Raw genomic sequence first — 23,109 nt, 5'->3', positions numbered from 1 at the left:
GACGCCCTCGCCGAGCTGCTCGCCCGCGAGCACGGCAAGACGGTCCCCGACGCCCGCGGCGACATCCAGCGCGGCCTCGAGGTGATCGAGTTCGCCATCGGCATCCCGCACCTCTTGAAGGGCGAGTATACCGACGGCGCCGGCCCGGGCATCGACATCTATTCCATGCGCCAGCCGCTCGGCGTCGTGGCCGGCATCACGCCGTTCAACTTCCCGGCCATGATCCCCATGTGGAAGTTCGGCCCGGCCATCGCCTGCGGCAACGCCTTCATCCTGAAGCCGTCCGAGCGTGATCCCGGCGTGCCGATGCACCTCGCCGAACTGATGCTCGAGGCGGGCCTGCCCCCCGGCATCCTCAATGTGGTCAACGGCGACAAGGAGGCGGTGGACGCCATCCTGGACGACCCGGACATCCATGCGGTTGGCTTCGTGGGCTCGTCCAACATCGCCCAGTACATCTATGCCCGCGGCACCGCCAACGGAAAGCGCATCCAGGGCTTCGGCGGCGCCAAGAACCACATGATCATCATGCCCGACGCGGACATGGACCAGGCCGTGGATGCCCTGATCGGCGCCGGCTACGGCTCCGCCGGCGAGCGCTGCATGGCGATCTCGGTGGCGGTGCCCGTGGGCGAGGACGCCGCCGACCGGCTCATGGAGAAGCTGGTCCCGCGCGTCGAGAGCCTGAAGATCGGCCCGTCCACGGACGTCACCGCCGATTTCGGCCCCCTCGTCACCCGCGAGGCGCTGGAGCGCGTGAGGAATTACGTGGACATCGGCGTCGCCGAGGGCGCGAAGCTGGTCGTGGACGGCCGCGGCTTCAAGATGCAGGGCTACGAGAACGGCTTCTACATGGGCGGCTGCCTGTTCGACAACGTGACCGCCGACATGCGCATCTACAAGGAGGAAATCTTCGGACCCGTCCTCTCCGTGGTGCGCGCGCCCGACTACAAGGAGGCCCTGCGCCTTCCCACCGAGCACGAGTACGGCAACGGCGTCGCCATCTTCACCCGCGACGGCGACGCGGCCCGCGACTTCGCCTCCAAGGTGAACGTGGGCATGGTGGGCATCAACGTGCCAATCCCGGTGCCGCTCGCCTACCACACCTTCGGCGGCTGGAAGCGCTCCGGCTTCGGCGACCTGAACCAGCACGGCCCGGACGGCGTGCGCTTCTACACCAAGACCAAGACCGTCACCTCCCGCTGGCCCTCGGGCATCAAGGACGGCGCGGACTTCGTCATCCCGACCATGGGCTGACCCGGCTCGGTTGCGCCATCCTTGAGGTGGCGCAGCCCCGGCTTTCGCATGTCCGCCACGGCCCGGCCGTGGTGGAGTGATGACGGCTCGCACGAGGGCGCCCGGCATGTTCACGCTCACCGAGGACCAGCAGGCCATCCGCGAGATGGCGCGCGATTTCGCCAATGTCGAGATCGCGCCCTATGCCGCAGAGTGGGACGAGAAGAAGCACTTCCCGAAGGACCAGCTGCGCGCCGCAGCGGCGCTCGGCATGGGCGGCATCTATGTGAAGGAGGACGTGGGCGGCTCCGGTCTCTCGCGGCTCGACGCGGCGCTCATCTTCGAGCAGCTCGCCACCGCCTGCCCCGGCACCTCGGCCTATCTCTCCATCCACAACATGGCGACCTGGATGAGAAGCGAGTGTGACCGAAGCCCAGAGAAACTGTGCGGGCGGCCCAGATATTCGACTTCTTTGCCGGGGAGGCGTTGCGCCTCACGGGCGAGATCCTGCCGTCGATCCGCCCCAGCTTCACCGTCGAGATAACACGCGAGCCGGTCGGCGTCGTCGGCATTATCACGCCGTGGAATTTCCCGATCGCCATTCCAGCATGGAAGATCGCGCCTGCGATTTGCTATGGCAACACGGTCGTCTTCAAGCCCGCGGACCTGGTCCCCGGTTCGGCTTGGGCGATTGCCGATATCCTGCATCGCGCCGGACTGCCGGCAGGCGTCCTCAATCTCGTCATGGGCAGGGGGGCCGTCGTCGGTCAGGCCATACTCGACAGCCCCGACGTCGCAGCCATCAGCTTCACCGGCTCGACATCAACCGGTAAGAACGTGGCACTGGCATCGGTCGAGCATCATCGAAAATTCCAGCTTGAAATGGGCGGCAAGAATCCGCTCGTCGTTCTTGATGACGCGGACTTGGACACCGCCGTCGAATGCGCAGTCAACGGCGCGTTCTTCTCGACAGGCCAGCGTTGCACGGCTTCCTCGCGCCTGATTGTCACCAAGGGCATCCACGACGCGTTCGTCGAGGCCATGGTCAAACGACTGGAGAAGACCGTCGTCGATGACGCGCAGAATACAGGCACGCACATCGGTCCGGTCGTCGATCAGAGTCAGCTCGATCAGGATGAGAAATACATCGCCATTGGCAGAAAAGAGGGCGCAAAGATTGCATTTGGTGGCGAGCGCCTTCAACGCGGCACGCCCGGCTTCTACCTGCAGCCGACACTGTTCATCGAAGCGCACAATGATATGCGCCTGTCGCGTGAGGAGATCTTCGGGCCGGTGGCCACCGTGATCAAGGCCGGCGACTATAGCGAGGCCCTGATATTAGCCAATGATACGCCATTCGGATTGTCGTCGGGTATTGTCACCCAGAGCCTGAAACATGCCACGCATTTCAAGCGAAACAGCGAGGCGGGCATGGTCATGGTCAACGCGCCGACGGCCGGCGTCGACTTCCATGTACCGTTCGGCGGGCGCAAGGGTTCGAGCTACGGCCCGCGCGAACAAGGCCGCTATGCAGTCGAGTTCTACACCGGCGTGAAGACTGCCTACACCAATCCGGGCTGATGGCACGCCGACCTGCCTGCCGTCGGGTGAACGCGGCAATAAGCCGACAAATCATCTCCGAGACCTCTGTCGACATGTGGCCGGCAACGTGATGACAACTGGGTGTCCTCCTGCAGGCCAACGGAACTGCTGCGTCTCGATATCGCTGCTACTCGGGCTCTGGGCGGCCGCACAGAATGCAGCCGCGTGCCGGCGCACGCATGCTCCCATTCGCAAGAAAGCCTGAACTAGGCCGCGATTTGTCCTCGCCTCGCGTTGACCTGCCATCGTGGATATGCCAAATTGGTTTACCAAAATGGATTACTAAAATTGTGCAAAGCGAATGCGCACGTCCTGGCCGATCGACTGGCCGGGTGTAAACTAAGGAGGAAAAACGGTGGCTAGACAGAAGAGCGGCTACTACGGCAAGCGCAGGAAGTTCTGGACCTGGGGCTACGAAGGCGAAGACAATTCGAGCGAAGAAATCAAGGTCATGCGCGAGCGCGTCGAACAGCGGCTCGGCATCAAGGATATTCAGATCCTGTCCGATCCGACACTCGATGAGATCGATCTGCATCCGAGCCGTATCAAGATCCCGCAGCCCCTCGAGAGCTTCTGTACCTCAGATAAGTGGGATCGTGTCGCCCATACCTATGGCAAGGGTTTCAAGGATCTGACCCTCGTCTACCGGCGTGAATTTGGCCGAGCTCCGGATGTTGTCGCTTATCCGCAGGATGAAGCCGATGTCGCGGCAGTGTTCGACTGGTGTGGTGAGAACGGCTACGCATGTATTCCCTTCGGTGGCGGTTCGAGCGTCACCGGCGGTTTCTGGGGGCCAGATCGCGATGCCTTCCCGGGTGTCGTGGTTGTCGATCTCGGCAATCTGAATCAGATTCTCGAGATTGACCCCGTGTCGCGTGCGGCGCGCATTCAGGGTGGAATTCTGGGCCCGGCCCTCGAAGAGCAGCTGAAGCCACATGGTCTGACCTTGCGTCACATTCCGCAATCCTGGGAATTCTCGTCTCTTGGCGGATGGATTGCCACCCGGTCCGCCGGACACTATGCAACCCATCTCACGCACATTGATGAAATGGTGGAAAGCTTGCGGGTCGTAACTCCGACCGGAACGCTTGAAAACCGCCGCCTGCCGGGCTCCGGTGCCGGCCCCGATCCGAACCGCCTGTTCATCGGCTCCGAGGGCACCCTAGGCATCATCACCGAAGCCTGGATGCGTCTGCAGGGGCGCGTGAAGTTCCGCGCCAACGCGGCGATCTCGTTCAAATCATTCTACGAAGGCGCCAAAGCTGTTCGCCAGATCACCCAGGCGGCACTGTTCCCCGCAAACTGCCGCTACCTCGATGAACTCGACGCGAAGTTCTACGGTGCAGGCGATGGTACTGAATCGGTCCTTCTGCTCGGCTTCGAATCTGCCGACCATCCGGTCGATGCCTGGCTCGATCGCGGTATCGAGATCTGTCAGGATTTCGGCGGTACGGTCAAGCAGCGCGCAGGCAGTGCGGACAACGCATTGGAGAACAGCCGCAGTGGCGCTCAGGGTAGCTGGCGTCATCAGTTCCGCTATCTGCCACGTCTCATGCATACCCGTGCTGCGATGGGCATCGTCAGCTTCACGTTTGAGACGGCCTATACTTGGGACAAGTTCGAGGCCGTGGATACGGAGATCATGCGCAGGGTGCGTGAAGCCCAGCGGAAGGAACTGGGCGGGGGTATTGTTTGCCGGCGCTTCTCGTTCCTCTATCCGGATGGTCCGGCTCCATACTACTCAATCATGGCGCCGTCCTCCCATGCCAACAGCCTCGAAGCTTACTCGATGCTGCATGATGTTGCTTCGGACGCGCTCAATGAGCTCGGCGCGACGGTTACCCACCATCACGCCGTCGGCAAGACGTTCCGGCATTGGTATGACAAGGAAGCAGATCCGCTGTTCCGGCGCGTTATTGGCGCCGCAAAGACCGAACTCGATCCGACATGGATGCTGAATCCCGGGTTGCTGCTTGACCGTCCGACAGGCGCGAAGGCTCCCCCGTTGAAGATCGTCAGTTGAGTTTCGGGATTTGGCGTCCATGATTGATCTCTACTTCTGGCCAACTCCGAATGGCTACAAGGCGGCGATAATGCTCGCCGAACTGGACCTGCCTTACAATGTCATTCCAGTTAACATCACAGCGGGCGAACAGTTTCGGCCGGAGTTTCTTGAGATTAATCCAAACAACAAGGTGCCAGCCATCGTTGATCACGATGGCCCACACAACAGGCCGATCGGCATCTTCGAATCGGCGGCAATACTTCTTTATCTTGCCGAAAAGACGGGGCGTTTTCTATCTGAAGACGCTGAGAAGCGATATGAGGCGATCCAGTGGCTCATATTCCAGAATACGACTATGGGGCCAATGCTTGGTCAGGCGCATCATTTCATGGTCTATGCGTCCGAGAAGGTCGACTACGCAATCGAACGCTACGATCGGGAAGTAGGTCGGATTTACAATATCCTAGAGAAGCGCTTGAGTGCGAAAGAATATCTTGCTGGAGACTATTCTATCGCCGACATCAGCACATTCCCGTGGGTGCGCACCCGCAAGCTGCACCGCAGAGACTTGGCCGACTATCCGAACATTGATCGGTGGTATCAGGCCATCAAGAACAGACCCGGCGTCCATGCTGGGTTGAATACACTGGCGGAAAAGAAGGTTTGGGAAGCAAATCCGGGAACGGATGAATGGAATAATATGTTTGGAAAGACGCGATAGGAAACTATTCATAATAAATCATAGGCAGACTTTGTAGTCTTTGATCGATCGCCAGCACGTGTGCAATGCGAGCAAGCCAGTTTGAGGCAGGATTCGGGAACACTGGATCTTAAATGTCGGCGTGCTCGCATCCGTCAGTGCGAGACCGGAGTTCGAGGCCGGCGTGCGCGTCGTACCGCGCAGATCGGGCACCTTGCTGTCGGAGAGATCACGTCCTCTGGCAGGCGCCGTTCTGCTGGTGATGAGCCGCGTCAACCGCATTCTTGAGATTGGTTTCCCGGACCGCGCGGTGGTGGCGCGGCTCGGCGTCACCAATCTGGGCATGACCACTGCGGATGAGCAGGAGGGATTCTGCCATGCGCCGGATCCCTCCTCGCAAATCGTCTGCTCCATCGGCGGCAATGTCGCGGAGATGCTCTCGTGCACGCGGTCGGATTTCTGAACTGGGCGAGAGGCCGGCAGGCGCGCGCCTCCGGCACGGTGACGTCACTCGAATACCGAGGCTAGTGAAGCGGACGACAGGAATGATGGATCAGCTTTCTGGACGTATTACAGTCGCCAATCTGGCTATTTATCGCAGTCTCTATCGCTTTATTGAGACGGAAGTGCTTCTGGATACCGGTATTGACTCAGAAAATTTCTGGCGAGGTTTCGCCGATATCGTACGTGACCTTGCGCCAAGGAACCAAGCACTGCTCGCAAAGCGCGACGAAATCCAGGATAGAATCGATCAATACCACCGCCAGAATAGGGCGCCTCTGGACCTCGGCTCCTACAAGGCCTTTCTCAAGGAGATTGGCTACCTGCTGGAGGAGGGGCCAACCTTCAAGGTATCGACCGCCAATGTCGATCCTGAAATCGCGACGATCGCGGGGCCACAGCTCGTCGTGCCGATGATAAACGCACGCTTTGCATTGAACGCGGCAAACGCCCGTTGGGGCTCGCTCTACGACACGCTCTATGGCACGGACGCGATCGACGATGCAGACGGCAAGCAACGTGGCAAGGGCTACAACGCGCTGCGCGGAAACGCCGTTGTCGCATGGGCGCGCAACTTCCTCGACAATGCCGCAGCGTTGGCCGGGGCGTCGTGGAGCGACGCAGAGTCTTTCATAGTACAAGATGCTACGCTGGTCGTCGCGCTGCTCGACGGGCGCTCGACTGGTCTTGAGCAGTCTGAGAAGTTTGCTGGCTTTCTGGGCAATGCAGAAGCCCCCGAATCGCTATTGATACGCAATAATGGCCTCGGCATTGAATTGATCATTGATGCCGACTCGCTCATCGGCAAGGGCGATCCTGCCCACATCGCCGACATGCGGCTGGAATCTGCCATCACCACCATCATGGACTGCGAGGACTCCGTTGCCGCAGTCGATGCGGACGACAAGGTGGCGGTCTATCGCAACTGGCTGGGCCTGATGAGGGGCGACCTCGAAGAGGAGGTGTCAAAGGGCGGCACGACCTTTACCCGACGCCTGGACCCCGACTCTGAATACAAGGCACCTGACGGGGCGCCGTTGGAGGTCAAACGGCGCTCGCTTATGCTGGTGCGCAATGTAGGCCACCTGATGACGAACCCTGCCATCCTCGACCACGACGGCTACGAAGTGCCGGAAGGTATCATGGATGCAGCCATGACCGCCCTGATCGCGCTGCACGATATCGGCCCGAACGGGCGTCGCAAGAATTCGCGTGCAGGCTCGATGTATGTCGTCAAGCCGAAAATGCACGGACCCGAGGAAGTGGCCTTTGCCGTCGAACTGTTCGAGCGGGTGGAAGATCTCCTCGGCATGGAACGCAACACCATCAAGATGGGCCTCATGGACGAGGAGCGCCGCACCACGGTGAACCTCAAGGAATGCATACGCGCTGCGTCGCAACGCGTAGTCTTCATCAATACCGGCTTCCTCGACCGCACCGGCGATGAAATCCATACGTCGATGGAGGCGGGGCCGATGATCCGCAAGGACGACATGAAGCAGGCGACATGGATCCAGGCCTACGAGAACTGGAACGTAGATACCGGACTGGAGTGCGGCCTTCAGGGAAGGGCGCAGATTGGCAAAGGCATGTGGGCGATGCCCGATATGATGGCGGCGATGCTGGAGCAGAAGATCGCCCATCCGAGGGCCGGCGCAAACACCGCTTGGGTACCGTCGCCAACGGCCGCCACGCTGCACGCCATGCACTATCACAAGGTCGATGTGCATGTCGTTCAGCGGGCGCTGAAGAGCAGGCCGAAAGCGAAACTGGACGACATCCTTTCCGTGCCTGTCGCCACGCAGCCTAACTGGACGCTCGAGGACATCCAGCGCGAACTGGACAACAATGCGCAGGGTATCCTGGGCTATGTCGTGCGCTGGGTCGATCGGGGCATCGGCTGTTCCAAGGTGCCCGACATTAATAATATCGGCCTGATGGAAGACCGGGCTACGCTACGCATTTCTGCCCAGCACATCGCTAACTGGCTGCATCACGGCGTGACGACCCAAGCGCAGGTGATGGCAACGCTCAAACGCATGGCAGCGGTCGTCGACCGGCAGAACGAGGGTGACGCCAACTATCGGTCAATGGCGCCTGACTTTGACCGCTCGATAGCGTTTCTCGCCGCCTGTGATCTGGTATTTAAAGGCCGCGACCAGCCGAATGGCTACACCGAGCCGGTTCTGCATCGGCGCAGGCTCGAAATTCTTGATTCGGATTGAGAATGGGGCGAGTGACAATAACGATAACTCTGAACCAGCTGACGCGATAATCGAGACCGGCTCGCGGAGGTTAGGTGTGCCACCCGGGCTTGTCGGGGCCCCAATGCCTGAGAGGCTGGGGCTTATGACGAGCAGGACGACGAGCAAGTTTTCGCCTGAGGTGCGTGCCCGCGCAGTGCGGATGTTGCTGGACCAGGAAGGCGAGCATTCGAACGGTGTTCCATGTCGACGGAATGGTGCTGGCTAATCCGATAGTGCCATTAGTTGCGGTAGGATCGTCGCCATCGCGCTGACACCGCGAGCGCAGCGCGAACGTCAACGTCACCGGCATGGGAGATCCGACCTGGATTGTCCGTCTCGCCGGACTGGAAGCGCCTGGGCGTCAGTCCGAAGTGGGCTCCGACCGTGCGAGAACTCTTGAAGCGAGCAGGATCGTCCACGGCAGCCTTGAAGCTGAGGGCGGTGATCTCGCCAACGCCCGGCACGATCATGAAGCGCCGACAGATCGCGTCTTCGCGCGCAGCCCGCTTCACCCGTCGATCAAGCTCGGTGAAGGTCTCGAAGAGCATCGCCCGCGCCTCCAGCATTGGCAGGAGCGCATGGCTGAGCGCAGGATCGGTCTCGATCGTCTCGCGAACAGCGACATCGAAAGCGGCGCGGGATAGCCGGAGAGGCAGGACTACGCCGAATATCCGCAGCAGGCCGCGGATCTCGTTCTCGAGGTCGATGCACTTGCGCTGCATCACCTTGCGGCTCGTTAGCAGCGCTCGCATGTGGTGGCTCTCGACGCTCTTCACATGCGCCCGGCTGTACCACCCCGACCGGAGAATCTGGGCGATGCCACGGGCATCGTGCTTGTCCGTCTTGTTCCGCATCGCCGAAAGCGCAGCCGCGACCTGACGCGCTTCCATGCAAACGACGTCGTAGCCAGCCTCCGTCAGCCCGTAGGTGATGGGCTGCGTCAGCGCGCCAGCCTCAAAACCGACCTGATGGATCGGCTGATCGAACCCCGCGAGGCCAAGAAGGACATCGGAAACGTCGGACCGCACCGAGCGCTCGAGGCAAATCTTTCCGTCATGGTCGATGATGCAGATCGCCACCGAGCGCAGCGACACATCCAGCGCAGCGTAGAACATCGCGACTTCCTCCCTGTTGGATCTGCCGAGATCCTAATGGGAGCTTGAACCCTCGCGGGTCCGCCCGATTACGCATGCTTCCGGCGCCGATGGACCCAAACAATCTATCCTGTGATAGCCGAAAAGACATAGGTTCATAGAGATTATGATCAAGAACCGACCTGCCACGTTGCTTGCTGATGTCGCATACCGGACTCTGCCAAAGCTTCCGTTCGCGCTGGATTGGACGTCTATCCCTGAATTGATCCGCGTCGCGATGCTCGACCTCGGTGGTGTTCAGCTGGTTACCAGGAGAATGGCAGAAGGCGCTGCTGGCCCCCTCCGTGACGAACTCAGTGTCTACGAAACCAGGATCAATCCAAGCCGGCAGCGTATCGCAGGGGACATCCGGGCAGTAGAGGATTCGCATCCGAGCTTTCCCGGCTATCATCTCCCTTGTGCCGCCGCCGGAAGGTGGCCTGCTGCGGCTGACGATATGCGGACGAGAGTGAGAGGCGAATGAACCAACAAACCGGAAACATGCGCGTCGACGGCGAGCGGTTGTGGAGCCGCCTGATGCAGATGGCGCAGATCGGCCCCGGCATCGCGGGCGGCAATAACCGCCAGGCGCTGACCGATGCGGACCGCGAGGGGCGGCTGCTGTTCAAGAGCTGGTGTGAGCAGGAGGGGCTTCTCCCCGCCGTGGATGCCATGGGCTCCATGTTCGCCCGGCGCGCCGGCACCGATCCCGACGCGCTGCCCATTCTCATCGGCTCGCATCTCGACACTCAGCCGACCGGCGGCAAATTCGACGGCGTGCTCGGTGTGCTCGCGGCACTCGAAGTGGTCAGCACGCTGAACGAGCTCGGCATCCGCACCCGCCGTCCGGTCGAGGTGGTGAACTGGACCAATGAGGAGGGTTCGCGCTTCGCCCCCGCCATGGTCGCCGCCGGCGTCTATGCCGGCGTCTACACCCTGGACTGGGCCTATGCGCGCACCGATGCGGAGGGGCACACGCTCGGCGGCGAGCTCGAGCGGATCGGCTTCAAGGGCGAGGAGCCCGTCGGCCAGCGCAAGGCGCACGCCTATTTCGAGCTGCATATCGAGCAGGGGCCGATCCTCGAAGAAGTGGCAACCGACATCGGCATCGTCACCCACGGCCAGGGGCTGCGCTGGATCGAGGTGACGCTGACCGGCCGCGAGGCGCATACCGGCTCCACGCCGATGGAGCGCCGTCTCAATGCCAGCCTCGGCGCCGCGCGCCTCATCGAGCGGATCGAGACCATCGCCCGCGCGCATGGTCCGCTCGCAATGGGTGCGGTGGGGCAGATCTCGTTCGCTCCGAACTCGCGCAACATCTTGCCCGGCAAGGTGGTGCTGACGGCGGATCTGCGTCACCCGGAACTGGGACCTCTCGTCTCCATGGCCGACGCGGTGAAGCAGGCCGCGCGGGAAATCGCCGCCGAGCTGGGTATCGGCGTTTCCATCGAGGAGGTCGGCGCGTTCGACCCGACGCCGTTCGATACCGGGCTGCTCGCCGTGCTGCGCGAGGCGGCGAGCGAACTCGGCTATTCGCACCGCGACATGGTGTCGGGTGCCGGGCACGATGCCTGCTGGGTCGCGCGCACCGCGCCGGCGGCAATGATCTTCTGCCCCTGCGTCGACGGGCTCAGCCACAACGAGGCCGAGGACATCCTGCCCGCATGGGCGAGCAACGGCGCGGATGTGCTGCTGCAGGCGGTGCTGCGTACCGCCGAGGTGGTCGATTGATGCTGGCGCTGCCGCCGCCGGGGCGATCCGGCGGCGGCAGCGCCAGCATCGAGGTGACCGATCCCGGTGCTGGAATTCGGAGGAGCACGTCACCGCCGTCCGCCTTCAGCGGAAAGCAAGCAGGTCAGCGACATGACAATATGTTCACCAGCGTCTGTTACAGTGCGATGCTCACTGCGCAACTGGCATGTTACGTGAGCTCGACCTTCTGCAACTGCGACCTGATCCATTCCGAGAATGCCAGGACGACTGGATGGTCCACCTTTGCGTGTTCATGCACCAGGAAATAGGCCCTGTCGGCTCGAAGCTGGGATTTTGGCCAAGTTGACGAACGTTGTGGGAACACGGTGGCGATGATTGACAGCTGAATTTGCAGGGAACGACAGTCTGTTCCGAATTATGGAGTAGACTGATGGGTTTGCGTATTTCGAATGAGGAATTTATCGGGCGTTGGAGTCTGAGCTTTTCCGACATGGATTTTGTGAACGGCAAGCCGGCCCCGGCGCGACTGGGATTGGGGGTTCAGCTCAAGTTCTTCGCCGCGCACGGCTTCTTCGTACGGGACCATGCCTCAGTCCCCGCGGATGGCGTTGCATATTTGGCCGAGCAGCTTGGCGTCGAATGTGACGCCGTGAACCAGTACGATTTCTCCGGCCGGACTGCACGCCGGCATTGTGCCGAGATTTTGCAGCATCTCGGCTTTCGGCGCCTGAAACGGTCCGATCGGGAAGAGCTGACATTATGGATCGCTAGCGAACTGTGTCCGACCGGGCAATCGGTTGGCGCCATGCTCGAGCAGGTTTTTTTGTGGTGCCGGGACCGTTCCATATACGGCCCGTCGCACAAGGAACTGGAACGCCTGGTGCGTTCGCAGCGGCAACATTATCTCGACGACTGGTTGGCCGGATTGAGCGCTCGCCTTTCAGCAAGCACGGTCGCACTGCTGGAGGCTTCTATTGCCGAGGCAGACGGCCAGACCGGCTTCAATACGATGAGAGGTGATGCTGGCCAGGCCACGCTCGACAACGTCCTCGCGATGACGGCAAAACTTGCCTTCATTCAGAAACTTGATCTGCCACAGGATATCTTGTCGACGACCGGCAAGGCATGGGTGGAACAGATCGTCCGCCGTGTCGCCGGCGAAAAGGCCTGGGAGATGCGGCGGCACGCGCCGGCCAGACAAATCGGCCTCTACGCGATTTATCTTTTGTCGCGGGAAGCGCAACTCACGGACGCCATGGTCGACCTGCTGATCGAGACGGTCCACAAGATCGGGACGCGCTCGAAACGCAAGGTCGTAGGCGATATCGCGAAGGATATCGAGCGGGTCTATGGCAAGGAAAGATTGCTGGTTGAGATTGCCAGCGCTTCGATCGACGAGCCCGCGGGGCGCGTCTGCGATGTCATCTTCCCTATCGTAGGCAGGGACAAGCTGGCGGCGATCGTCAAGGAGAGCCAGGCGAAAGGGGCTCTCGACCGGCGCATATATAAGGTGATGCGCTCGTCCTGGGCCAATCATTACCGGCGCATGCTGCCCAGCCTGCTTTCGGTTCTGGAATTCCGGTCGAACAACACCGTGTGGCGTCCGGTTCTGGCGGCGCTGGATTGGATCAAGAGCAAGGTCGATGATGGCTGCCGGTTCGTGCCGATGCAGGATGTGCCGATTGACGAGGTTATTCCGGCCAGATGGCGCAGTTCGGTCATCGATAACGATGGCCGTGTGAACCGGATCAGCTACGAGCTTTGTGTCCTCACCCAATTGCGGGATCGCATCCGCTCCAAGGAGATCTGGGTTGTCGGTGCGGACCGCTATCGCAATCCTGACGACGATCTTCCCAGGGACTTCGAAATCCGTCGTAACGCCTATTACACAGGCCTCAACCTGACCGCGGATGCGCGAGCGTTCACAGCCGGCATTCGCCAGGAGCTTGAGCATGAGCTACTGCTTCTGAACGAAACGATCCCACGAAACGACAAGGTCCGGCTGCTGTGGCGCGGCGAAAACCGCATATCGATCACGCCGTTCAAGCCTCTACCGGAGCCGAAGGGGCTTGAAGCGATCAAGGGTGAGATCGGTCAACGCTGGCCGATGACAGGATTGCTCGACGTGCTGAAGGAAGCCGCACTCGATATCGGTCTGCTGGAGGCCTTCGAAACATCGGCGTCGAGAGTTGCTCTGTCGCGCGAGGCGCTGGATCGGCGGCTTCTGTTGTGCCTTTATGGTCTCGGCACGAATGCCGGGCTCAAGCGGATCGCCGGCGCCACACCTGATGTCAGCTACGACGAGCTGCTGCATGTTCACCGCCGCTTTATCCACGCGCCGGCGCTGAGGGAGGCGTGCGCACGGGTTGCAAACGCGACCCTGGCCATCCGCAATGCCGCCGTTTGGGGAGATGCCGGGACGGCATGCGCGTCCGATTCCACGAAGTTCGGCGCGTGGGATCGCAATCTGATGACGGAATGGCATGCCCGCTACGGCGGGCGCGGCGTCATGATCTACTGGCACGTGGAGAAGCGAGCGACCTGCGTGTATTCGCAGCTCAAGCGGTGCTCTTCCTCGGAGGTCGCCTCCATGATCGAAGGTGTGCTGCGTCATTGCACCGATATGGAAATCCAGCGCCAGTATGTCGATAGCCATGGTCAGAGCGCGGTCGGTTTCGCATTTTGCCGCCTTCTCGGCTTTGAACTCGCCCCGCGCCTGAAGGCGATTGCGCGCCAGAAGCTGGCAATCCCTGAAGCGGCGATGCGTTCACGACTGCCGAATCTGCTGCCGATCCTTTCCGGAGCGATCAACTGGGACGAGATCGTGCAGCAATATGACGAGATGGTCAAATACACCGCCGCCATGCAGTCGAGAACGGCGGACCCGGAGGCGATCCTGCGCCGTTTCGCCCGTGCCGAAGTGATGCACCCGACCTACAAGGCGCTGAGCGAACTCGGCCGCGCGGTCAAGACCATATTCCTGTGCCGCTATCTTCGTCAGGAGGCATTCCGCCGGGAAATCCACGAGGGGCTGAATGTCGTCGAGAACTGGAACAGCGCCAACGGTTTCGTCTTCTTCGGCAAGAGCGGCGAGATCGCCACCAACCGGATTGACGAGCAGGAAATCTCCGCCCTCGCACTGCATCTGCTGCAGGCGTCGCTCGTTTATGTGAACACCCGTATGCTTCAGACCGTGTTGGTGGAACCGAAATGGGTAGACCGGATGACGCCGGAGGATTATCGCGGACTCACACCGTTGATCTACAGCCACGTCAATCCTTATGGCAGGTTCGATCTCGATCTGAACAGCCGGATCGATTTTGGCCGGCTTGCGGCATGAACCGATCGGGGGCGCTGCAATCCATCGCAACCAGATTCCTGTTGTGTATGTGTACTTGCGGTGGTTTGCGGGAAGGGGGTGAAATCCTACCCTAAGCGCGCGGAAGAACGCGAGGCAGCATCATGGCATCCGGGCTTTTAACGCTCCTCGGGTGGTTTGAGATGCCGGAACTGCACCAGCAACAGCAGGTCATAGGTGATCTTCAGCGCTCCGCAGATGACGAGCGGCCAGGCCCGATATGAGGCCGCGAAGAGCACACCCGCCAGCGCAGGACTGGCTGCCGCCGCGAGACTGCGCGGGACCGATGTGAAGCTCGCCGCCGCGGTCCGCTCCGCCTCCGTGACAACGGCCATCACGTAGGACGAGCGCGTCGGCACGTCCATCTGCGAGAGGGCGGCCCGGATCAGCAGCAAGGCGAGCGCCAGGGGCAACGTGGGCGCGAAGGCCGCCATCATCAGCAAGATGCTGGACGGAATGTGGGTGAACACCATGGTATTGATGAGCCCGATGTGCCGCGACAGCCAGGCTGCGACGGGAAACGAGAACGCCGACAGCACGCCGGACCAGAAGAAGAACATGCCCGCCGCCGCAAGCGACAGATCGAATCGCTCGAACAGCCACAGGGCGAGCAGGGACTGGACGACGAAGCCGCCGGCGAAGGCATCGAGGCTGAACAGGGCAGCAAGCTTGAAGACGATGGCACGCGACGGCCCGAGCGCCGACGCCTCTTCAGGCCCGATTGCGCGGCGTCGTCGCGGTATGCGGGCATAAAGAAGACCACCAATCACGCCGACCAGGGCGTAGAGCACGAACATCAGCTTGATGGCGGTCAGCCTGTCGAGGCCCAGGGTGCCCATGAAGTCGGGCATAGCTGCCGCCAGCGCGCCGACGGCGCTTGCGAGCACCCCGACGAGGCTATAGCGCGCGAACATCTTCGTCCGCTCAGCGTCGGTCACTTCACGGGTGAGCGCGGCGTGCTCCAGCGGCACGAACACGCTCACGCTGCCCGCCGAAGGATTGATCGTGCCGACAAAGGCAATCACCAACAGCAACGCGTATTCGTGGACCATCGCCATGGCGATGCCGGTGGCGATCATCAGACCGGTCGCGGCAAGCAGCAGCTGGCGGAGATCGCGCCACACGCCGAGAAGCCCAACCGCGATCGTCAGGAGCGCGGAGCCAAACAGCGATGCCGTCGCGATGATCCCGATCTGCAGCGGCGAAAATCCCAGCGCGAGCAGGTAAACCGGCAACAGGATCGCCACGAAGCCATCACCGAAGTCGCGCAAGGCGCGCGCCGCGAAGAGATAGGTCGCGGGTCGGATCTCCGGCGCAGGTCTGGTGCCGAGTTTCTGCCTTTCGTGCACCTCCTCAGGCCGCCAATCCCATAAACGGGAACGCACCTCCACCCTCTGTGGCACGCCCCTTCAAACCCGTTCCGCTATCGGCTTTGCGCTTCGAGAACCAGACGATCCGCATTTTCCCACCGGATCGCCGCCATGAACGTGTCGACATAGTTCGCCGCGCTGGCGCCGAAGTCGATGTGGTAGGAATGCTCATACATGTCGAGCGCCAGAATCGGCGCGCCGCCGGCCAGTGTGTGGCAATGGTCGGATGCCCATTGATTGACAAGCTTGCGGTCGCGCGGCGACCAGGTGAGCAGGACCCAGCCGGAGCCGCCGCCAAGCGCTTTGCTCATGGCAACGAACTCGCTGCGCCAGCGCTCATAGGAGCCGAAATCGCGGGCCAGCGCGTCTGCCAGTGTCGTTCCCGGCTCGCATTGATCGCCCAAGCCATCGAAGAACAGCTCGTGCAGGATCATCGAATTCATCGCGACGAGCTGCTCGCGCTTCAGTCCATTGACGACAAAGCCGGGCGCGGATGCGTAGTCGAGCTCGGCGAGCTGCTCCTCGATGAGGTTCAGGCGTTTGACCGCGCCGCTGTAGTTGTTCTCGTAATGGCTGATGATGAGGCGTTCCGACATGCCTTTGATGCGCGCCGGATCGCAGCCGAGCGGTTTGATGCTGAAGGGCATTGTTCCATCTCCCATTCAAAGTAGGTTTGATCCAGGGGCTCACTCCGAGCCTCCGTCCTGTCGTGATAGGGCTGTCGCCGTAAGCTCGGGCGTCTCCTCAGCGTTTTGCGACGCGAACCTTGTCGAGTGCGCTCCTCAGCCCTTGCGCCAGCTTTTCCGCGTCGTCATTGGCCCAGAAGTGCATGAAGAACAGGCGGGGCTCGTCATCGAGCATGTGGTTGTGCAGGGCGGTCACCTCGATTCCGTTCTCGCGCAGTGCCCGCAGAACCGGATTGACCTCTGCCGCGATCAGCACGAAGTCGCCGGTGATCGCGGCCTTGCCGTTTTCCGGTCGGCTGGAAGTTGATGGCGATCGCCGAGCCCATGGTTTCGGGAACCTCCATGCCGCCGTCCTTGATCGGCTCCGCCCGCGGGATGCTGACCTGATAGACGCCGCCATTGATCTTACCCTTATGGCCCAGCGTTTGATCGATGCTTGAAGTGTCGAGGTCGATCGCCGCCGGGGCAGGCGTCGCGCCAGCCGAAGCGGTGGAGAGCGGCGTCTTGCTCTCCACCAAGCCGGCATGAAGGGCGGCGGCGAGCTTCACCGGATCGCCGTGCCCGCTCACGTGCATGTACATCGTTGCCGGCTCGGAGCGCAGCAGGTGATTGTGAAGTGCAGTGACCTCGATCCCGTGCTTGGCCAGCACCTTCATCACAGGGTTAATCTCTTCGTGCGTGAGCACCAGGTCGCCCATCACCATTGCCTCCGTGTCGCCCATGGGCTGAAAGGCGAGCCAGGTGCCGAGCGCCAGCGCCGGTTTGATCTCGACACCGTCCAGCAGGACTTTGAGGTCTGAGCGGGGCAGTCCCACCCGATAGATACCGTCCGGCTGAACAGTGCCCTCCTTGCCGAGCGCCTTTCCGACTGCCTGCCAGTCGGGATCGGCAAGAGCCGGTGTTGCGAGCGAGATCGCGGCGATCAACGCCGTGAAGATCATTTTCTTCATTGCCTAACTCCTCTGTTGGCGCCTCCCCGCCTCGATCAGCCGCCTCTCCTGGAATACCGGGCCGGATTGTCACGCAGCGTCGAAAGCCGCCTGACATCCGGCCGGTCGATAGTGTTCATGCAGCGGGTGGCCAGTTATGGGTTTCCGCCTGACGTTGGGACGCCCAGGCATAAAGGGCGTCATAGATCACGAAGCCGTGCTTCAGGACCTCTTGATCGTCGGGCGTGAGGTCCCGCAGCCCCATCGAAATGGCCAGCAGCCCGGCCGATTGCGGCGTGAGATCGTGGCGGTCGGTATCGGCGCCGCGCACGATGGCGGCGATGGTTTTGATCGCCGGATCGCGGTCTAGGTCGTATTTCGCGACGAAGGCGTCGAAACTGCAGCCGTCCCCGACATGGGTGAGTTCGACGCCCGGAACGTCATAGGGGATGGCGCCGGTCTCCTCGGCGGCGGCGACCACCCGGTCCGGCGGCACGAACAGAAATTCAGGCTCCTTGTCGATGAACCGAGCAACAAGCCAGGGGCAGGCGATACGGTCGATGACCGGACGTTCCCGTGTAATCCATTTCATGCGATCTCTCCTTCGTGTTGCGTATTATCCAAGGAGGAGGCCGAAGCCGAGCCAGCCCAGAAAGCCGGCTCCGACAACGGCCAGAACGACGTTCACCCTGGATTTCCAGAGATAGAGGACGGCCAGAGCGAGCGCGAAGATCACCCCGCCGAGAAGCAACGACGGTAGCCGGTCGACGACGACAAGCGCGAGTTCGACCGTCGTCGCGGCGATCAGACCCACAACGCCTGCGGATACGCCTTCCAGGAAGCTGTGTAGCGTCTTGTTCTCGACCAAGCTCTCCAGACGTTCATGGAAGAGCAGCGAAAAGCCGAAGGCTGGAAGGAAAATCCCGATCGTCATGGCGATGGCGCCGAGCGGACCGCCCCCAAAATAACCGACGAAGGTGGAGAAGATGATGAGCGGTGCGGGCAGGATTCCAGACAGGGCGAGACCGTCGAGGAATTGGGCGTCCGTCATCCAGCCGTTTCCCACCGCGTCGTCGCGCAAGAACGGAATGACGGTGTAGGCTCCCCCAAAGGTCAGGAGACCGGCCTTGAGGCCAGAGAGAAACAGTCCCACCAGCGACGCGTCCTGCGCGATCGATCCATCGGAGAGCGCTGTGCTTTGCTGGGCGCTGTCGAGCAGGCCTGTTGCACTCTCTGGCCCGACCAGGACAGTGAGCACGGTGGCGGCTACCAAGGTGAGGGCCGCAAGTGCATGCTGTTTTCGCACGGCGAAGGCGTAGACCAACCCTGCTGCCGGAAGCGTGATCCAGAAGCTCGCTCCGAGAAATGCTGCGGCACCGCTCACGATCCCGATGCCCCAGAGCCATTTGTCGAGGAGAACGTGCCCCCCAATTCTATGGACAGCGCGCACGATCAGCGCGATCACTGCAACCTGAACGCCAAGGAAGATTGGGCCTAAAGCCGATTGCGTGATGTCGATCGTGAAATAGAGCCACGACAAAGCGAACATCAGGAGGAAGCCCGGCAGCATGAAGCCGAGTCCCGCAAGGAAGCCGCCCATACGCCCGCCCGGAAGCATGCCTATATGAACGCACAACTCGTGCGCCTCAGGCCCCGGCAGCACCTGATAGACAGCAAGGAGGCGATTGAACCGACCGCTGGAGATCCAGCGCTCCTCATCCACGAGTTCTCGCCGGATCATCGCAATCTGCGCGACAGGTCCACCCCATGCGAGGAGGCCAAAGCGCAGGAAGCGCACGAAAATCTGCCATTGCGATAGGGTGGGCACAGTTAGCTCTTGCTGATCAGAAGCATTGCTACCGGCAAGGTCGGGCGTCTGAGTCATGTAGAAATAGGCCTCTTCGGATAAGGAAAACCTTCAATTGGTCAATCGAATTGATACACTTGTTGCATTGTATGGTCCTAATGATACGGTATCAATATGGAAAATGACGTAATTTCGAGCCAATCCGCAGCGAAGTGGCTTCTTCTGATTCATCAGATCCCGACCAAGCCGGCCTACTTCCGGGTGAAGGTCTGGCGGCGGCTGCAGGGCATCGGGGCAGTCGCGGTCAAGAGCACCGTCTACGCGCTGCCTGCGACCGCCGAGACGCAGGAGGACTTCGCGTGGCTCCTGAAAGAGATCGTCGAGGGCGGTGGCGAAGCCATCGTCTGCGAGGCGCGTCTGATCGACGGCTTTTCGGACGACCAGGTGCGGGCGTTGTTCGATGCGGCGCGCGACGCCGACTACGACGAGATCGCCAGGGACGCGCGAGCGCTCGTGGCAAAGCTCGATCAGCCAGAGGTGGATGCGGCCGAGGCGCGTAGCCAGCTCGGCCGGCTGCGCAAGCGGCTTGCCGACCTCGCGGCGATCGACTTTTTCGGGGCAAGCGGCCGCCTGTCGGTCGAAGGCGCCATCGCGGAACTCGAAGCGCGCCTGGTGGAGGATAAAGACATGATTGAGAAGCAGCCGGAGGCCGCGCACATACGAGACCTCAAGGGACGGGTTTGGGTTACGCGCAAGGGCGTCTTTATCGACCGCATCGCCTGTAGCTGGCTGATACGCCGTTTCATCGACCCGGATGCTGTCATCCGCTTCGTGCCGGGCAAGGGCTATATCCCGAAGCCGGGGGAACTGCGCTTCGACATGTTCGAAGGCGAAATCACCCATGAGGGCGACCGCTGCAGTTTCGAGGTGCTGCTTGCCCGCGCCGGTCTCGACGACCCGGCACTGCAGGCGATCGCCGAGATCGTTCACGACATCGACCTGAAGGACGGCAAGTTCGGCCGCGAGGAAGCCATGGGCATTGCTGGGCTGATCGCCGGCATCGCCATGGCTCATGCGGACGACGAGGAACGCATCGCTCAGGGCGCTCCGGTCTTCAACAATCTCTACCAGTATTTCCGCAAGCAGCGCTGATGAGACGCAGGGATGGACTCAGAACGGGCTCGAAAGTAACGAAGCCCAATCATCCAGCTTAGCACTGCGCCTGATCACGAACCCCATTCGCCGAAGCATGACGCATGAGCGTCCGATACACAGTCGGTCGTGAGATCGAGAAAACCTCGGCAAGGTCGCTGATCGAATAGTCGCCAGTGTCGTACATGCGGCGTAACTCCTTCTGCTGACGATCGGAAAGCTTCGGCTTTTTGCCCCGCAGCTTTCCCTTGGCGCGCGCGACCGCCATGCCCTCGCGCGTTCGCATTTTGATGAGGTCGGCCTCGAATTCAGCAAAGGTGGCGAGGATGTTGAAAAACAGCTTGCCCATCGGATCGGTTGGATCATGGACGCTCCCCCCGATCTGCAATTTGACTCCCCGACCTGAAAGTTCATCCCCTATTGCTCGGGCGTCCGGCACGGAGCGGGCAAGCCGGTCGAGCTTGGGCACCACCAGTGTGTCGCCGCTGCGCACCGCCGCGAGCGCCTGATCCAGGCCCGGCCTGGCCCGGTTTGTGCCGGTAAAGCCGCGATCGGTGTAAATGCGATCAGCAGCCACGCCGAGCTTCAGCAAGGCGTCTTTCTGTGCCGCGAGGTCCTGCTTATCGGTCGAGCAGCGGGCGTAGCCGATGAGAGCGTTCATCATGCCCGAATCTGTAACGTAAGGGGCTCCTTCAATGCAAGAAATATAGTACCATTCATATGAGACAAACGCTTATCAGGCGCAGCAAGGGTTTTCGGCTTTTCGAGATGGAGCGGAAAGCGTGTCCGTTGACCGATCCTCTTGCGGACACAAGACCAAGCGACCCCATGGTCGCATGCAGATTGCCCTGCCGATAACTGGCGTTCTAGGTTCGTTCTTCAACTTGGCCAAAATCCCAGCTTCGAGCCGACAGGGCCAGATAGGCTTCTGCCATGGATGCCGCGCTGATTCCGCCCCCTTCGGTCCCCATAGCCGTGCCAACCATCCCCGGTTGGGCGCTGCCGCGCGGCCCGGTCGCCCATCCGGCGGAGGCGGCCTTCCTCGCCGGCGCGGCGTTGAATTCACTCGACAATCTGGTGCGCACCGACCCGCCCTGGGCTGGCGCCTGGCGCGCCCGGCTGGCGCTCACCTGTGCCGCCGCCGCGGCGCGCCACGCCGGTCGTGCCGAGGACGAAGCCGCCCTGCGCGACGCCTGGATGCTGCGTCCCGCCGATGGTGATCCCGGTCCCGCCGGCCGGCTGCTGGCCGCTTGGCGGCGCCTCGCCGAGCGCTCCGCGACGATCGATGCGACGATCCTTCAATCGACCTGCGGCCTGCTCGGCCTCGGCTGGAGCCCGCAGCTGGCCGCTCTGCCGGAAGAGATCGACCGTCACCTCAGTGAGGGGCGGGCGGCGCCGCTTGTTGCCGCGGCGGTGCTGCGTGCCGTCGCCACAGTGGCGCCGAGCGCCGGACTGCTCGGCTGGTGGCTGGCCGATCAGGCGTTGGCGCTGCGCCTGCGCTGGGCGCTGCCGGTGCCGCTATTGATGGTCGAGGCGCATGGCGCCGCCTTCCGTGGCGCCGGCCGGGGAGGGCGGCTTCGTCCGGGTGACGACGGCTTCGAGGCCGCGCTCTGCCTCGCCATGGCGCAGGCCTCGGCGCGCGCCTTGCGCTATGCCGCCGAGATCGCCCCGCGCGCCGCCCGGCTGCAGGCGGTGGCGCCAAAACTGCGCGCCAAGGGGGCAGGGGAGGCGATCGCCCTTCTGCTCGACGATGATGCGGTGCCGGGCACGCTGGCAACCCCAAAGCTCTCGCGCTGGGGCGCGCGGCGGCTGTTCGAGCGGCTCGAGGTGCTGGGGGCAGTGCGCGAGCTCACCGGCCGCGCCAGCTTCAAGCTTTATGGGCTGTGAGGATGGCCCGGCGCACCAAAACCCCGGTGAGCTTCGATGCCGAGCTCAGCGCCCTGCCGCCGGAGCTGCGTTGGCGCGAATGGATGGGCCGGGTCGAGGCGGTGATCTTCGCCTCAAGCGAGCCGGTCACCCGCGAGGTGCTGGCCAAGGTGGTCGGTCGCGACTGCAGCCTCGATCATCTGATCGACGACATCCGCGCCGAGCTGCGCGGCCGGCCCTATGAGCTGGTGGCGGTCGCCGGCGGCTGGCAGCACCGCACCCGCAAGAGCTTTGCCGAGGCGATCCAGGTGGCCACCGGTCTCGGCACCACCGAGACCAAACCGCTGTCGCAGTCCGAGGCACTGGTGCTGCTGTGCATCGGCTACTTCCAGCCGATCACCCGCGGCGAGCTCAGCCAGTTCTTCGGCCGGGAGATCAGCCGCGACACCATCGGTCATTTGCGCCGGCTTGGCTTCATCGCCGCCGGGCCGCGCTCGCCGCAGCCTGGCGCGCCCTACACCTATGTGACGACGAAGGAGTTCCTGTCGCATTTCGGCTTCGACACGCTGCGCGACCTGCCCGACATGGAGGCGCTCGAGGATACCGGCCTGCTCAGCAAAGACATGCTGCTGGCGGGGGATATCCCGCTCGGGCTGATGGCGGGCGATATGGACGACGACGACCTCGAGGACCAGGTTGAGGCCGACGAGGAGATCTGAGGGACTCGGCCCCATTGAAAGCCGCCCTCCGGTGGGGCTGTACCCGTCCGCGATGCTGATCATTATAGCGGTCCTATGTCGGTAAT

General features: G+C 62.1%; 14 protein-coding genes and 5 pseudogenes. 12 read left to right on the top strand and 7 right to left on the bottom strand.

Annotated elements, in window-relative coordinates:
- The 7 genes and pseudogenes from K9D25_RS21305 to K9D25_RS21275 all read left to right on the top strand — a co-directional run.
- Positions 1 to 1,257 (top strand): annotated as a pseudogene (locus K9D25_RS21305) (CoA-acylating methylmalonate-semialdehyde dehydrogenase); the annotation flags it as partial.
- Between the two features lie 106 nt (positions 1,258 to 1,363).
- Positions 1,364 to 1,648, top strand: a pseudogene (locus K9D25_RS21300) (acyl-CoA dehydrogenase family protein); the annotation flags it as partial.
- Positions 1,649 to 1,674: 26 nt separating this feature from the next.
- Positions 1,675 to 2,817 (top strand): annotated as a pseudogene (locus K9D25_RS21295) (aldehyde dehydrogenase family protein); the annotation flags it as partial.
- A gap of 376 nt (positions 2,818 to 3,193) precedes the next feature.
- The gene (locus K9D25_RS21290; protein ID WP_244451095.1) at positions 3,194 to 4,861 is read left to right on the top strand and encodes an FAD-binding oxidoreductase; all 1,668 of its coding nucleotides are present in this window, start codon (positions 3,194 to 3,196) and stop codon (positions 4,859 to 4,861) included.
- A gap of 19 nt (positions 4,862 to 4,880) precedes the next feature.
- Complete coding sequence (locus tag K9D25_RS21285) at positions 4,881 to 5,564, top strand: glutathione S-transferase N-terminal domain-containing protein (RefSeq protein ID WP_244451094.1); 684 nt, start codon at positions 4,881 to 4,883, stop codon at positions 5,562 to 5,564.
- 163 nt (positions 5,565 to 5,727) lie between these two features.
- Positions 5,728 to 5,976: pseudogene (locus K9D25_RS21280) on the top strand (FAD-binding protein); the annotation flags it as partial.
- Between the two features lie 112 nt (positions 5,977 to 6,088).
- Complete coding sequence (locus K9D25_RS21275) at positions 6,089 to 8,269, top strand: malate synthase G (protein ID WP_432207965.1); 2,181 nt, start codon at positions 6,089 to 6,091, stop codon at positions 8,267 to 8,269.
- 260 nt (positions 8,270 to 8,529) lie between these two features.
- Here K9D25_RS21275 and K9D25_RS21270 read toward each other — a convergent pair whose 3' ends face one another.
- Positions 8,530 to 9,405, bottom strand: coding sequence for an IS110 family transposase (locus K9D25_RS21270; protein ID WP_244451092.1), 876 nt, complete (start codon positions 9,403 to 9,405; stop codon positions 8,530 to 8,532).
- Positions 9,406 to 9,903: 498 nt separating this feature from the next.
- Here K9D25_RS21270 and K9D25_RS21265 point away from each other — a divergent pair, with 498 nt between their 5' ends.
- Positions 9,904 to 11,154: a Zn-dependent hydrolase gene (locus tag K9D25_RS21265; protein ID WP_244451091.1), complete on the top strand. Its 1,251-nt coding sequence runs from the start codon at positions 9,904 to 9,906 to the stop codon at positions 11,152 to 11,154.
- A gap of 412 nt (positions 11,155 to 11,566) precedes the next feature.
- Positions 11,567 to 14,476: a Tn3 family transposase gene (locus K9D25_RS21260; RefSeq protein WP_151652298.1), complete on the top strand. Its 2,910-nt coding sequence runs from the start codon at positions 11,567 to 11,569 to the stop codon at positions 14,474 to 14,476.
- A 137-nt stretch (positions 14,477 to 14,613) separates the two neighbouring features.
- On the opposite strand, the gene K9D25_RS21255 is transcribed toward K9D25_RS21260, so the two are convergent.
- From K9D25_RS21255 to K9D25_RS21235, 5 genes and pseudogenes are all read right to left on the bottom strand, one after another.
- The gene (locus K9D25_RS21255) at positions 14,614 to 15,801 is read right to left on the bottom strand and encodes an MFS transporter (protein WP_151652319.1); all 1,188 of its coding nucleotides are present in this window, start codon (positions 15,799 to 15,801) and stop codon (positions 14,614 to 14,616) included.
- Positions 15,802 to 15,917: 116 nt separating this feature from the next.
- On the bottom strand, positions 15,918 to 16,511 hold the full coding sequence (locus K9D25_RS21250) for a superoxide dismutase (RefSeq protein ID WP_035227957.1): 594 nt from the start codon (positions 16,509 to 16,511) through the stop codon (positions 15,918 to 15,920).
- Positions 16,512 to 16,608: 97 nt separating this feature from the next.
- Positions 16,609 to 17,500 (bottom strand): annotated as a pseudogene (locus K9D25_RS21245) (DUF1259 domain-containing protein).
- Between the two features lie 115 nt (positions 17,501 to 17,615).
- On the bottom strand, positions 17,616 to 18,071 hold the full coding sequence (locus tag K9D25_RS21240; protein WP_035227954.1) for a chromate resistance protein ChrB domain-containing protein: 456 nt from the start codon (positions 18,069 to 18,071) through the stop codon (positions 17,616 to 17,618).
- A 24-nt stretch (positions 18,072 to 18,095) separates the two neighbouring features.
- The gene (locus tag K9D25_RS21235; RefSeq protein WP_191321058.1) at positions 18,096 to 19,364 is read right to left on the bottom strand and encodes a chromate transporter; all 1,269 of its coding nucleotides are present in this window, start codon (positions 19,362 to 19,364) and stop codon (positions 18,096 to 18,098) included.
- A 96-nt stretch (positions 19,365 to 19,460) separates the two neighbouring features.
- Here K9D25_RS21235 and K9D25_RS21230 point away from each other — a divergent pair, with 96 nt between their 5' ends.
- Positions 19,461 to 20,438, top strand: a complete 978-nt coding sequence (locus K9D25_RS21230; protein WP_051796645.1) for a chromate resistance protein ChrB domain-containing protein — start codon at positions 19,461 to 19,463, stop codon at positions 20,436 to 20,438.
- 58 nt (positions 20,439 to 20,496) lie between these two features.
- On the opposite strand, the gene K9D25_RS21225 is transcribed toward K9D25_RS21230, so the two are convergent.
- A complete protein-coding gene (locus K9D25_RS21225) occupies positions 20,497 to 21,102 on the bottom strand; it encodes a recombinase family protein (RefSeq protein ID WP_035227952.1) in 606 nt (201 codons plus the stop codon).
- A gap of 269 nt (positions 21,103 to 21,371) precedes the next feature.
- On the opposite strand from K9D25_RS21225, the gene K9D25_RS21220 reads away from it, so the two are divergent.
- Entirely contained in the window at positions 21,372 to 22,325 is a 954-nt protein-coding gene (locus tag K9D25_RS21220) for a DUF1403 family protein (protein ID WP_244451090.1), read from the top strand.
- 2 nt (positions 22,326 to 22,327) lie between these two features.
- Positions 22,328 to 23,023: an SMC-Scp complex subunit ScpB gene (scpB, locus tag K9D25_RS21215; protein ID WP_244451089.1), complete on the top strand. Its 696-nt coding sequence runs from the start codon at positions 22,328 to 22,330 to the stop codon at positions 23,021 to 23,023.
- Positions 23,024 to 23,109: the final 86 nt, after the last annotated feature.

Origin of the sequence: Ancylobacter polymorphus (assembly GCF_022836935.1) — a bacterium.
Taxonomy (GTDB): domain Bacteria; phylum Pseudomonadota; class Alphaproteobacteria; order Rhizobiales; family Xanthobacteraceae; genus Ancylobacter; species Ancylobacter polymorphus_A.
Note: the sequence above shows the minus strand (reverse complement) of the source record. Positions and strands in the feature narration are given on the sequence as shown.

Coding starts and splice junctions, on each gene's coding strand:
- K9D25_RS21260 (WP_151652298.1), top strand. CDS start 11,567: ATGGGTTTGCGTATTTCGAATGAGGAATTTATCGGGCGTTGGAGTCTG.
- K9D25_RS21240 (WP_035227954.1), bottom strand. CDS start 18,071: ATGAAATGGATTACACGGGAACGTCCGGTCATCGACCGTATCGCCTGC.
- K9D25_RS21230 (WP_051796645.1), top strand. CDS start 19,461: ATGGAAAATGACGTAATTTCGAGCCAATCCGCAGCGAAGTGGCTTCTT.
- K9D25_RS21250 (WP_035227957.1), bottom strand. CDS start 16,511: ATGCCCTTCAGCATCAAACCGCTCGGCTGCGATCCGGCGCGCATCAAA.
- K9D25_RS21220 (WP_244451090.1), top strand. CDS start 21,372: ATGGATGCCGCGCTGATTCCGCCCCCTTCGGTCCCCATAGCCGTGCCA.
- K9D25_RS21275 (WP_432207965.1), top strand. CDS start 6,089: ATGATGGATCAGCTTTCTGGACGTATTACAGTCGCCAATCTGGCTATT.
- K9D25_RS21285 (WP_244451094.1), top strand. CDS start 4,881: ATGATTGATCTCTACTTCTGGCCAACTCCGAATGGCTACAAGGCGGCG.
- scpB (WP_244451089.1), top strand. CDS start 22,328: ATGGCCCGGCGCACCAAAACCCCGGTGAGCTTCGATGCCGAGCTCAGC.
- K9D25_RS21225 (WP_035227952.1), bottom strand. CDS start 21,102: ATGATGAACGCTCTCATCGGCTACGCCCGCTGCTCGACCGATAAGCAG.
- K9D25_RS21235 (WP_191321058.1), bottom strand. CDS start 19,364: ATGACTCAGACGCCCGACCTTGCCGGTAGCAATGCTTCTGATCAGCAA.
- K9D25_RS21265 (WP_244451091.1), top strand. CDS start 9,904: ATGAACCAACAAACCGGAAACATGCGCGTCGACGGCGAGCGGTTGTGG.
- K9D25_RS21270 (WP_244451092.1), bottom strand. CDS start 9,405: ATGTTCTACGCTGCGCTGGATGTGTCGCTGCGCTCGGTGGCGATCTGC.